The organism is Acinetobacter sp. S54, from assembly GCF_016624945.1.
GTDB lineage: Bacteria > Pseudomonadota > Gammaproteobacteria > Pseudomonadales > Moraxellaceae > Acinetobacter.
Map to the genome: position 1 here is coordinate 19,573 of NZ_JACVUI010000015.1, position 13,127 is coordinate 32,699.

10 protein-coding genes and 1 pseudogene are annotated in these 13,127 nt (G+C 38.0%); 2 read left to right on the forward strand and 9 right to left on the reverse strand.

Annotated elements, in window-relative coordinates:
* Nucleotides 1-39 precede the first annotated feature (39 nt).
* From IAE20_RS14955 to IAE20_RS14975, 5 genes and pseudogenes are all read right to left on the reverse strand, one after another.
* Nucleotides 40-141, reverse strand: a pseudogene (locus IAE20_RS14955) (helix-turn-helix domain-containing protein); the annotation flags it as partial.
* A gap of 78 nt (nt 142-219) precedes the next feature.
* Entirely contained in the window at nt 220-1,575 is a 1,356-nt protein-coding gene (locus IAE20_RS14960; RefSeq protein ID WP_200482832.1) for an MATE family efflux transporter, read from the reverse strand.
* A gap of 50 nt (nt 1,576-1,625) precedes the next feature.
* Entirely contained in the window at nt 1,626-2,750 is a 1,125-nt protein-coding gene (locus IAE20_RS14965; RefSeq protein WP_200461735.1) for a siderophore-interacting protein, read from the reverse strand.
* A gap of 51 nt (nt 2,751-2,801) precedes the next feature.
* Entirely contained in the window at nt 2,802-4,025 is a 1,224-nt protein-coding gene (locus IAE20_RS14970; protein WP_200482834.1) for an MFS transporter, read from the reverse strand.
* Between the two features lie 35 nt (nt 4,026-4,060).
* Nucleotides 4,061-6,208 carry a TonB-dependent receptor gene (locus tag IAE20_RS14975; RefSeq protein WP_200482831.1) on the reverse strand — a complete coding sequence of 716 codons (2,148 nt, stop codon included), beginning with the start codon at nt 6,206-6,208 and terminating at the stop codon, nt 4,061-4,063.
* A 249-nt stretch (nt 6,209-6,457) separates the two neighbouring features.
* On the opposite strand from IAE20_RS14975, the gene IAE20_RS14980 reads away from it, so the two are divergent.
* Nucleotides 6,458-7,198 (forward strand): thioesterase II family protein, encoded by a 741-nt coding sequence (locus IAE20_RS14980; protein WP_200482830.1) that lies wholly within the window; start codon nt 6,458-6,460, stop codon nt 7,196-7,198.
* A gap of 156 nt (nt 7,199-7,354) precedes the next feature.
* Nucleotides 7,355-8,062, forward strand: a complete 708-nt coding sequence (locus tag IAE20_RS14985) for a 4'-phosphopantetheinyl transferase family protein (protein ID WP_227611149.1) — start codon at nt 7,355-7,357, stop codon at nt 8,060-8,062.
* A gap of 226 nt (nt 8,063-8,288) precedes the next feature.
* Here the strand turns inward: IAE20_RS14985 and IAE20_RS14990 are convergent, their stop codons facing one another.
* The 4 genes from IAE20_RS14990 to IAE20_RS15005 all read right to left on the reverse strand — a co-directional run bounded on the left by IAE20_RS14990 (nt 8,289) and on the right by IAE20_RS15005 (nt 13,120).
* Nucleotides 8,289-8,897 carry a GNAT family N-acetyltransferase gene (locus tag IAE20_RS14990; protein WP_200461731.1) on the reverse strand — a complete coding sequence of 203 codons (609 nt, stop codon included), beginning with the start codon at nt 8,895-8,897 and terminating at the stop codon, nt 8,289-8,291.
* A 79-nt stretch (nt 8,898-8,976) separates the two neighbouring features.
* The gene (locus tag IAE20_RS14995) at nt 8,977-10,137 is read right to left on the reverse strand and encodes a type III PLP-dependent enzyme (RefSeq protein ID WP_200461730.1); all 1,161 of its coding nucleotides are present in this window, start codon (nt 10,135-10,137) and stop codon (nt 8,977-8,979) included.
* A 9-nt stretch (nt 10,138-10,146) separates the two neighbouring features.
* A complete protein-coding gene (locus IAE20_RS15000) occupies nt 10,147-11,487 on the reverse strand; it encodes a lysine N(6)-hydroxylase/L-ornithine N(5)-oxygenase family protein (RefSeq protein ID WP_200482828.1) in 1,341 nt (446 codons plus the stop codon).
* A gap of 13 nt (nt 11,488-11,500) precedes the next feature.
* Nucleotides 11,501-13,120: a (2,3-dihydroxybenzoyl)adenylate synthase gene (locus IAE20_RS15005; protein ID WP_200482827.1), complete on the reverse strand. Its 1,620-nt coding sequence runs from the start codon at nt 13,118-13,120 to the stop codon at nt 11,501-11,503.
* Between the last annotated feature and the right edge of the window lie 7 nt (nt 13,121-13,127).

Genomic DNA, 13,127 nt, shown 5'->3' on the forward strand with positions numbered 1-13,127 from the left:
CGTAATTTGTGACTAAGGCATTTTTTTGTGACTAAAACACTATTCAACAATATGATTTTCATTAATATTTTTAAAAACCAATAAATCGCCTACCCCTACATTAAGGGCAATACAAATCTTATCAATGGTTTCAAAATCTATTCAAACAGATTAAAAAAAGCAGATGCTTTCACATCCGCTATAGCGCTAACGATCAATATTTTTTGTTTTAAAACTGAATCAGGTTGAAATGGTATCATCAACTGGTAATTCACCCTTCTTTAAATAGCGATAACTTTGAATCACCAATAATATTGCTGCCAAACTGATTCCACAGGTCAGCACCAGCCAGATTACATCTACATTAGCACGTTCATAAAGCCATCCACGAACCCCCATCGAATAACTCAGTGGAATAATCACCAACCAATAACAAAACAGAATCACAAAAAGTGGTTGCATAAACTGCTGCAAACCACGAAGCACACCAGATGCCACTGTTTGGAGCGCATCAAAAATCAGGAAAACTGCCACAAAAGACATTAAGCCAGTGGCAATGTTTAATACTTCAGCATCTTTACTAAATAAACCTGTCAGTGATGTTGCAAAAGCAATTAAAAGTCCCGCAATGAGTACGCCATAAATCAGGGTAATGACAACTACAGCGCCACTGGTGGCAATCTTGGACTGATAATCATGGGTTGCAGAAAAATACGCCACCCGAATGGTAGTTGCGCTACTAATAGCAATTGGAATCATGATAATCAACATAGCAATATTAATCACTATCTGATGTGCTGCAATCGCCTTTGCCCCAAGCTGTGACGCAAAAAAAGCCAGTGTTGCTAAAGCTAGAATTTGTAGTACCAAGGTGATACCAATGGGTAAACCTTGCTTGAACAATCCTAAACTTTGTTGAATAGTGACCTTCACTTGTGTTGTTTTCAGTTCTGGAACAGCTTTCGCCACCAATTGATACATACAAAAACAGGCAATATAAGCACTGATGGCAGTGGCGAGTCCTGTCCCTGCTCCACCCATTTCAGGAATAAAATCAATGCCATTGACCAATGCAACACAAAGTGAAGCATCACAGATCAATAGAATGAGATAAGTCAGCATAATTGGTTTAAGTAAGCTATGACCTTCGCTGATAAATCTGAATAAGGTCATATATACCAGTCCAGGCACACCAAAAGCCACAAAATGCAAATACTGTTTGGCAATGCTCGCCACTTGTGGGTTTTCAATTAACCAAGGACATAAAAGCGCCAACACCTGAATCAACATAAAGCCAAAAATTGACAATAAAAATGCCACTTTTTTACCTTGTTGTATCAGTGCAGCAATCTCGTGTTTAGCCCCTTGTTGCATGGCAGAAATTTTGGGAACAAGCACATATAAAATCCCTGTAAATAATATAAATACAGGCGTCCACATATTACTGCCCAAACCAATTCCAGCCAGATCAATATAATGATAACGACCTGCCACCATGGTATTGATCACGCCCAAAGAAGCCTGACAAATCTGGATTAAAATTAAGGGCAAAGCCAGTTTTAATACAGGCAGGAAGATGTCTTTTAAAATATTCATAGCATTCAAATCTTAAAATTTTAGAAAATCCGTTGGTACTTCATGCGCGTTTAATGTTTCTGATCTAAACGCCAATACCCTTTAATGTGGTTATTTCTTCCTGCAAGTTTGCGTTCATTACGGAAATAATGTCGAATCTGTTTTGCTGCGTTATTTTCTAAAGCCCCCCATACCTGATCTAACTTGGTAAATTTTTTTAAAAGCTCCATGGTTTGACTACCCTGCTCATTCACTGATCCAGTAATTTTTTGAAGATTGCTATTTTCGGGAAAGCAAAAATCATCAAAATAAGTAAAATCCGCAGCATCAGCACTGAGTAAAATTACAATCGGTGGAATCGGGTTTTTCCAAAAATCTAAAATCCCTGCAAGCGCTGGAAATGCAGTTTCATCCGCAATCAGAACAGCTTGCCCTTCATGTAAATGCTCGTGCTTATCGTCGGTTTCGGTACGACTGGAAATTAAAGCACCCGTATTCAGTTGTTGTATCCATTGGCTTCCTGGACTGGCACCATGTGTAAAGATGTCGACATAGCCAAAATGTAAATCCTCATGATTTGAACCATAAGAAAAGGCTTTTCTTAAAGTATAAAGACGAACATCTTTATTCATACTTTCTATGAGTTTTTGACGTTTTTGTGTCGATAAATGCTTCATCAACCATAAAAAACCCCGATCAAATAAATTTTTTAATGTGCCGCTTTGGTTTGAGGTCTTTGATTGAACCACAGGTGCTTTTTCTAATATTTTTAAAATAAAACCGTAAGCATAACCTGCATAATAATTTGGCAATGGTGTTTGGCTTTTAATGGTAAGACGTGTGATATTTGGACTGACTTGTGACTTGGCCACCACTTCAAAAAACTGTTTGGCATTATTGCTGAACTCAATTTTTTGTTTGGCAAATGAGTTATAAGCCAAATATAAAATCTGCTCTTCTAAATCACCTTTTAATTCAAAATGAATAAACAAATCTTGTTTGATGGATGAAGATGGAACTTGAGTGTGTAACAAAATACCTTCTTCGTAAATGTCTGCAATCACAGCATCATGAATATCATTGTTTTTACCATAGTTTTGAGCAATGATCAGAAGCTCCTTACGATGGTCCTGATTCACATGATCCATAATATCAAGCTTACGGTCTTGATCATTAATCGTGGTCAAATGTGTCATGATGCCGTCTAATTCCTAAATAAAAATATAAAATGGGATAAATCTTGAGGATTAATGTGCTGGATGTTCAGCATCAGATGGCAATATTTTCCATACCAATGCTGCAACAGCTAAAGCACAGAAAAAGGTCAGTAGCACGACCGCGGTATACCCAATATGTTGGGCCAGCGTTAAACCCAGTGCTGAATATACAAACCCCATAAAAACCACAAGGCTAAGTTGCAAACTAAAGAACGTTGCTTTTGCTGGCATATTGGCAGCACGATCCATGATGAGTGTAGAAATCGTCGCAATTAGTCCTGGATTGGCAATGAAATAGCCAAATATTGCCAAGTACACCATGAGTTTTGAGGTGTATCCCAAGGTCAAAGGAACAAATAGCAGCAAGGTCAAACCTTGCATGACCGTCAGCGTAATCAGTGCTTTTTTACGTTGTAATTGATTGATCAAAATCGTGGCAAGGAATGCCGATAAGATACCAATAATGGAACCAAAAACTTTGGTGGCAAAACCAATATCAACCAATGACCACTTTGCATCGACTAATAATGGATTTAGGATTCCAAATACAGCAGTGAAACCAATTGGATAAATAAATAACAACACAAACCAAGACTTGTGTTTTGTTATAAATAATTTGAGTTGCTGAGCTAAACTTTTGAACTGAGAAGAAACGTTATGATGCGGATTGAAAAACTTATCTTCAGGTTCTCGATAAAATAATAGCTGAATCCAAGTTACAGCAGTTAAAAGTGCCAATATAATAAATGCGCCTTTCCATTGTAACCATGGATATAAAATAAGTAGTAAACCACCACCAATAATATTACCCAACAAATTACTAGCATATTGAATACTATTAGCAAATTGTCGTTCAGAGGCTTGAAAAATCTTCGTCGCTAAACCATCAATAGCAACATCTTGAATACTCATAAACAAGCTATAAACAATAAAGAGTACCAGCATGACTGGAAATTGCTTATGTACATCTAAATAGCCACACGCCAGCAGTAGCCCCGTCATACACAACTGTGCAAAAAGAAGCCAACTTCGATACTGCCCTTGAGTTAATAATCTAAAGCTGTCAACAAATGGCGCATATAAGACTTTACCCAGCATTGGAAGCGCAATCAGATTCAATAATGCTAATTTATCCAGTGCAATACCACTTTGCCGTAATATGGCAAAGGTGGCAGACATCATAAAGGCAATACCGATATATTGTGTTGTATAGGTACTGATCAGCAACAGCCAAGGTTTAGAATGATGGGACATCATAGATCTTCCAATACATTAATATTTAAATAGAATTAAAAATCTATCTGCATTGATAACTTATATGCACGAGGATCTCCGCCTACCCCAACATAGCCATTCCATACACCTGCCCAATGTTTTTTATCAAAGATATTATCAATGCCTCCTCTGAACACAACATTACGTCGTGCAATAACAGTGGCATAACGTGCACCTAAATCAAAAACAACCCAATCTGGCAATTTTTGTGTATTAGCATTATCTGCATACATGCTGCCTGTATATACGCTATTTGCAGACAATGTTAAATTTGGTTGCAGAGGCACATCCCATTCCACACCAAGATTGGATTGCCAGTGTGGAATTCCCATCACATCATTATTTTGGTATACCCCACCTGCCGTTTTTGTATATTTTGCATCAAGATAAGAAATTCCACCCAGTAAACGGAGATGATCAACCAACTCCCCAGCTGTAGTCCACTCCACACCACGATTGCGTTGCTCACCATCATCGCTATAGATATTCGTTGTCGTATTTTTAATCAAGCTTGGCTTGGTAATTTGGTAGAAACTCAAGGTATTTCTAAAATTACCCAAATCCCATTTTGTACCAATTTCAAATTGCTTTGATTTATACGGTTTAAATACTGTCCCCACATTAGCTGCTGTGGTATCCGAAACAGTATCACCTTGTGATAAGCCTTCCATATAATTTGCATAAAGCGATAAATGATTCCCCCAAGGTTTTAATACAATCCCAATCGCTGGTGTCAAGGCACTTTCTTTATACGCAGGATTTAAGGCATTCGTTGCAGGATTAATACTAAAACTTTGTGATTCTACACGTTGCTCACGTAGACCTAAAATAAGCTGATATTTATCTTGTAAAACAGACAAAGTATCTGCAAATGCAACACTCGATAGTTTTGTTTCAGAAATTTTAGGTACATTAGCTGGTCTTGCTGCATTTGTACCGGACTTAGGATTATAAATATTGGATTGCCAAGGTGTGCCAACACTTAATCCCATATAGGTATTTTGATCAATCCTGTTACCGCTTAGAACCAATTCATGCTTGATTTGTCCAGTTGTAAATTTTCCACGAACACCTGCCTCTGCTGCATTAACATCGGTATCATTAGCATTCATACGAGAAATAGCGGTATAATCTCCATTAGGTTTTGCAGCCATGCCTAAAGCATTGTTGGCAATTACCCCATGACTTTTCTGGTCTTTGGTCCCCACTGTAGTATATGCTGTCCAATCATCTAGAAAATCATACTGTACATTGGCAATCACCCCAGTTGCTTTGGTATGAGCATAACTACCAGGTTGGGTGTTAATTTTTGAATCTGGCGCTTTTGGAATATCTGCGGAGGCAAAACTCACCATTAATGGCATGCCTCCATCAACTTTTTCATTAATATCGTATAGATCGAGGCTGGCGCGAAGTTTATCTCCCTTATAGTCTAAAGCAATAGAGCCTAAAGTCCGGTCTTCTTCTTGACCATCTAAAGCAGTATCACCACCAGACTTTAGAGCATTGACGCGCACACCAAATTGTTTTTCATCACCAAAACGACGGCCTACATCAAGATGTAAACCCAAATTACTATCGGAAGTATAAGTTGTCGTTACTCTTGTAATATCTTGTTGACCAGCACGTTTTGGTACAACATTAATGACACCGCCAACTGCACCACCTAAGGACATACCATTAAGCAATGCGCTCGTTCCACGAAATACTTCAACACGTTCTAAGAACTCTGTTGGTATACGGTTATGCGGCACTAAACCGAATAGTCCATTCCAAGCCATTTCGTGACTTTGGGTGTAGAAACCACGGATATTAAAATATTCACCAAGCCCATTTCCCGAAAATACACTACGTACAGAAGGCTCATTTTTCAATGTTTTTGCGATTGAGGTTGCTTGTTGATCTTCAATATACTTAGCGGTGTAACTCGTAATACTAAATGGTGTATCAAGTGCATCTTTATTACCTAATATACCGAGTTGACTTTTTTTACTCACTTGACCATTCGACAAAGTCGTATTATCAGTAGCCTCTGCTTTAACGATGATCGTAGGAAGCTGTTGAGCCGACTGTGTATTTTCCCCTGCAATTACATTGTGACTTAACAGTAATGCGATGCTAATCGATAAAATTGCTTTTTTGAAATGGATATTGATATTCATTTCTTATCCTAGAAATAGTCGTGTTTAAATTATGTTACACATAATATCAAGAATCATTCTCAACAAAAAACACGATTAGAAATAATTCAATAAAATAAGGAAAGCAACTGTATTAATTAAATATTTTATGTATTTAAAATTTCATAAGTTAGATTAGGTTTGACATCCAACAGATAAATAGTATCTTAAAGTAATTCTCATTTGCATTTATAACTGTATATTTTAGGCTTAAAATTATCAGTCACTATTATGATCAACAATTCAAAAATTAATTTATTTTGTGTCCCTTCTGCAGGAAGCAGTGCTTCCATTTACAACGCTTGGAATAAAGCAATTGCTGGAAATATTAAAGTCATCGCACTTGAGTACCCAGGACACGGTCGAAAAATTCAGCAACAACTCAGCAATGATCCTGATGGTTTAGCAGAACAATTTGCACAAGAAATTCTGACGTATGGTGATGTCCCATGTGTACTTTTCGGGCATAGTGTGGGTGGGTCATTAATATGGAAAATTGAAGAAAAACTCAAACTTGTGGATGCTGATCATAACCTGATTCTAAAAATTGTCAGTGCACGACCTTCACCACACTTTCAAAGTTTGATTCATCATTATAGTGATATGACAGATAGACAGATCGTTCAAGAACTGAAACTTTACAATAACTTCCCAGATGAAATTTTAAATAATCCAAGTGCTTCAGAATTCTTTTTGCGCATTATCAAAAATGACTTCATCCTAAGCGACAACATGCTGAAAAAGCCGATTCAAAAATCTTTAGTACCATTGATAAGTATTTATGGTAAGGATGACCCCTATATTCAAGATCATGAAATTATGCAAAGTTGGCAAAACTTTAGTGAACAATGGTTAGGTGCTTACCAAGTTCGCGGAGATCATTTCTATTTTTTAGACACTGAAATTTTACAAGATACGGTCAATATTATTCAGGACAACATTCATCAGGTCATCAAAAGAATGTCGGTTTAAACCATGATTCAACCGAGCCAACCCTTAATATTGTCCCCCTTGAAATCATCGATATCATTACAACAGCATGCTCGGTTGCTTTTTCGCGATGAACATTTGCAATGCTCTTTATTACATATCCATGGTCAATCAATTCATCAAGTTCGACTGCTTAACATGAATGAACATACTCTCGACCACTACTATTTTAAATTTAATATTTTCATACCCTTTCACATTGCAAGGGCAAGTTTAAAACGTAAGTGTGAGTTTTTTATCGGTCGCTTAGCTGCCAAATTTGCCTTGGCATCATTGGGGAATTATGCGCTCTTTATTATCAAAAAAGGTCAGTATGGTGAGCCCTTATGGCCAAAACACATCACTGGAAGCATTAGCCACAGTATGCTGGATTGTACCCATGGCATAGCAATTGCGACAGCTGCAATAAATACTCCCAATTTCAACCATGATGATGGCATTAATCACGACAATCAAAATTATAAAAATATTTTAGGCATTGACGTCGAGATCAAACAAAATGCTGACATATTTAAAGAATATCCAAGCATGTTGAACAGCTTGATGAGCCCTCAAGAAGCCAAACTTTTAAGTCCATTTCTAGATCAAGTTCCAACACTATATTTAATTTTATTTTCTGCCAAAGAAAGTCTCATCAAGGCGCTCTATAACAAATATCAACAGCTCATACCTTTTAATGCCATGCATTGTATTGGCTTCAACACTGAAACATGCACCCTAAGTTTTTATCTGCCTCAAACCTCACCCAAGATGGCTATGAATAGAACAATTCAGGTGAAATATCTAGAATTAGAAGATGAAATTATGACCTTTTGCAGTCTAGAAGCAAGTACAAATAAACTTTGAGAGATGATTCATCATGTTTAAAAATTCTTTTCTCGATATACTGATTATGCTCACTATTTCAGCTGTGGTGGCTTTTATCATGTCATCCATTTTTATTTATGGCGTGTAATTAATCATGACAGTTCCCTCTCCTATTTAAAGAAGAAGGTTAAACTGAGAATTAAGTTTAATATACAGTACTCGAACCATTCATCTTGCTTTAAATTAGGCAAAGTAAATGAAATCCTTAGCCTGCTTTTTTGTGCTTAAACGTTTCGTAATAATGACCACATTGTTGATAAAACTTTTCTCTAAAACAATGATAAAGTACTGCTGTTTTTTCCTGAAGCTGAATCATTCCTTGAGGTTCCAAGGCAATGTCTTGTCTTACCTTTTCATACACAGACATGGTTTGGTCAGGTTCACCCACGACTTTTTCTGCATTGGAATGTTCAAAAATCAAAAAGCTCAGCATACGCATCACTGCACGAAAATGTCCTTTACCCACCGCATCTTCACTGAGTAATACATGCCAACCCAAGTCATCGTCTTTGGCGTCATAATACAATGCCAAACGATCTCGTTTTGCTTCATAGATTTCCAAATAACCAGCATCTTTACCATCAATTTGGATGATATATAAATGCTGATGGTCATCGCAGAGCATTCGTTCAAAATAAACCGCCAGTTCAAGTTCAGGTTTATCCAGTTGCCACTGCGGAATAATATGTGGCTGATGCATCCATTTGACCATTAAGGGCAAATCCTGTGGTAATACCACATCACGTAATGCATAAGATATCTGATGCTCGGCATATTCAAAAAAACGGGGTAATGATTTTGATATTGTCTTCATGACGAACATCCTCTAAAAAAACGACAGCAAAATTTAAAATTAAAGTGGACGCTTTAGTTGAAAAGCATCCGAAAAAAGATTAATTCAAGGTGTAATATTGCAGGGGTGGAAAGCCATTAAACTCGATTGAGCTGTAACTGGTGGTATATGCCCCTGTCGACAGCCAGTACAGGTGATCGCCTATTTCCAAAGACAGTGGCAACGCGTATTTCTTGTTCTGGTACATAATATCCATACTGTCACAAGTTGGACCTGCCAAAATAATGTCGTCACTATGTCCTGTCTTTTTACACATGATCGGGTATTGAATGGCTTCACCCAATGTTTCAATCAGACCGTTAAATACGCCGACATCCGTATAAACCCAACGTTTAGTTCCAGACTGTGGGCGTTGTGAAATCAATACGATTTCAGAGACTAAAATGCCTGCATTTCCGACCAAAGACCGCCCAGGTTCTAAAATAACCTGTTCAAGCTGATAAGATTTAAATATCTCAAGCGCAGCGTTAATTTGCTTGGAATAACTGGCAAAAGCTTCGGTTTCCTGTACATATTGCGCAGGCAAACCACCACCCAAATTCAGCATTTTTAAGTGAATCTGATGCTCATTGGCCAATACATCAAAAATGGCTTTAGTCTCGTCTAAGGCACTTTCCCACAAATCGATTTTGCGTTGCTGTGAACCAACATGGAAGGAAATACCATAGGGAATTAAGCCCAATGCTTTGGCTTTGACTGCCAGTCGAATCACACATTCTGCATTGCAGCCAAACTTGCCTGAAAGCGGCCAATCAGCTGTTTCCGAACCATCAATCGACAGTCTAAAAAACACTTTGGAACCCTGTGCATATTGCGCAATATTATTTAAATCTGCATCTGAATCTGTGACATAAAGCCGTACACCCTGTTCATAGAAATACTGAATATCAGCCCGTTTTTTAATAGTATTCCCAAAAGCCAAGCGTGATGCATCCATACCAAAGGCCTGTACTTTTTTCAGTTCATTGACTGAGGCCAGATCAAAACTTGAACCTAACTGACTTAAACGTTCAATCACTTCATTGGCTGGATTGGCCTTTAAGGCATAATAAATATCTGCATTGGGAAAGCCGTGTTTGAGTTCCAGATAGTGCTTTTCAATCACGCTCAGATCTAAAACCAAAAATGGCGTGGCTTTGGTTTTCACCAGATCATCTAAATGCTCTTGAATATTACTTTTAAAATAGTGCGGGAAATTCATTTTAAAATCCTAAAAAGATAGCTCGGTACTGTGTGACTTAAACATTGTTTTTACAGGAGTCACTATTTCTTCAGCTAAAGGTGCAAATTCTTGATAAGCAATGCGCTTTTCTACAGAATAAACTTCACGGCCTAAAATGGTATTGATGATGATGGCATTGCGATAACAGCCCATGCCTAAGTCTGGAACGGTAAAACCATGTGAATAAATGCCAATGTTTTGTGCAAAAATCGTGTTCTGATTGTTGATGCTATAGTTCCAGTTCAGCTCAATACGCCCTTTGCTATCCCAATTAATGTGAGAACGAATTGGCGCCAAGCACTCAGGAATCTTGTAGTCGTAACCAAGTGCCAGAATCAGCACTTCACTTTCCAATTTGAAACGCGTGTTAATGTCTGAATTTTTAAAAGTCAGATTTAAATGATTGCCCTGTTGTTCAACAGCGTCTAAAGCACAATTTGGCATCATGCGAGTTGGCAACGGACGATATAATGATTTTTGATAGAGCAGATCGTAAATACGATTAACAAAACTCAGTTCAATACCTTTATACAAGGCACTTTGTGAAGCAATGACCTGATCTCGTTTATCTTCATCCAGTGAATAAAAATGCGTGGTGTAATCTGGCGAAGTGAATTCCAACGTTAATTTGCCTAAATCCATGGAAAAGAAATGTGATGCTTTAGTCAACCAGTTGAGTTGATATTCATGCTGATCAATTTCAGACAGCAAGTCATAATAAATTTCCGCACCACTTTGTCCGCCACCGACAATAGTGATGGATTTTTTATTCAAATAGTCTTTTTTATGGCTTAAATAGTCCGCACTGGAATGAACCTGTTCCGGGTATCCCTGACAGAATTTTGGTATAATTGGCGTCGTGCCTGTACCAAGCACCAAGTTTTTAGTCACGACCGTGATATCACCTTGGGACTGTTTTATACACAATGTGTAGAGATTACATGTCTCATCATAATCAACTTGATCAACAAAACTTTTAAAATGCACATTGTCCAGTTGCTCAGCCACCCATTTGCAATACAAGTTATATTCGGCACGCAAAATAAAGAAGCTTTCACGAATAAAGAACTGATACAGCTTATTGTGAAGCTTTAAATAATTTAAAAATGAATAGGGACTTTTCGGATCTGCAAAACTGACCAAATCGGCAATAAATGGGATTTGCAGGGTAGAGCCTTCAGGCATAATGCCTGAATGCCAGTCAAACTCATCCTTATCATCAAAGAAAATCGTGCTGAGTTCATTCAGCGGTTGGGTCAGACAAGCCAAACCCAAATTAAATGGTCCTACCCCAATGCCCACGATGTCGTAAATGTGTTGTTTATTCATCTTATACTCCTTCTTATCCCAGTTTCTGTCTGTTTACTTTACCCACGTGGGTATATTTGAAATCTGCCACCACTTCAATTTCGTCTGGAATTTTGAAGTGGGCAATATTTTTACTAATCAAAAATTTACGGATTTTTTTTAAGTTGATTTCACTGTCTTCAAGTTTCGGAATAATGATGGCTTTGATCCGCTCACCTAAATAATCGTCACTGACGCCAATCACACAGACATCTTTCACCGATGGATACTGCAAAATAAAGTCTTCAATTTCACTCGGCGTAATTTTTTCACCAGAACGGTTGATCTGTTCTTTTTCACGCCCCGTGACCACAATATTCAGATTTTCATCTAAATAGCCAATATCACCAGTTTTATAGAAACCACCTTCCGTAAAGGCACGGCGGTTGATTTCAGGCAAGTTGTAATAACCATTAATGGTATAGGGACCACGAGTTTGAATATGCCCTATCGTATTGATCGGCAATTCGTTACCATCCTGATCAGCGATGCGGATTTCATCCAGATGTGACAGCTTTTTACCTTGGGTTTGAATGGTGATTTGGTCTGAATCATCCAAATGCGTGAAATTCACCAAACCTTCAGCCATGCCATAGACTTGCTGTAATTTGACTTGCAGTGTGTCAATAATCTGCTCGGCAAGTGATGGCAACAGTTTCGCTCCACCGACTTGTACCACTTGTAAGCTGGATAAATCGTAATCTTTGAGACTTTCAGCATTCAGCCAAAGTGTTGCAATGGCAGGTACTAAAGAGACTTGCTGAATCTGGTATTTTTGAATCAGCTCAAAACAGACACGTGGCTGCGTCATTTGACTCAATACCACCGTTCCACCCGCATAAAACACACCAAGAAATCCAGGTGAACTCATACAGAAATTGTGCATCACAGGTAGCACCACGAGTTGTTTGGTATCCTGAGTCAGCCCTGCAACCTCTACACTCTTTTCAATTGAGTAAATATAGTCGGCATGAGTGCGTGGAATCAGTTTCGGTAAACCTGTGGTTCCGCCTGAAAGTTGTAAAAATGCAATATCTTCAGATTCACTCAGCGCTTGTAGATTGAAGTCAGGTTGAATACCGTTTAACTGTGGCAATGACACTTCAATGCTCGATTGACTAACAATATTTTCTCGAAACCACAATTTAAAATTGGGTGTAGAAAATTCTTCGCAGACCTCTGTTGCTGTAACTTCACTGCCAGATGCACAGAGTTTGATAAAACCTGTTGCACGACTTTGCCTTGCAATATTTTCAATTTCATATGAGCCATGACCATGCAGGCAAAATACCGGTCTAGCACCTATTGCATACAAGCCAAAAATCACTATAAAAACTTCAATCATATTGGGCGATTGCAACAAGACAAAATCTGTTTCCCGAATACCCTGCTGTTTTAAGTAACTTCCATAATGAATGGCATAATCATACAACTGCTGATAGGTCAGTTGTTTATGATCCTGAATCGCTGCTACACGCTGTGCAAAACCGTCTTTTAAACTTGCCAGCAATTGAAAATGCGTCTGTGATTTCCAGCATCCTTCATCTCGATATTGTTTGGCTCTCGATTCTGGAAATGGCACATATCCCTGTTGAATATCTTGTTCTATAAACATGACTAAA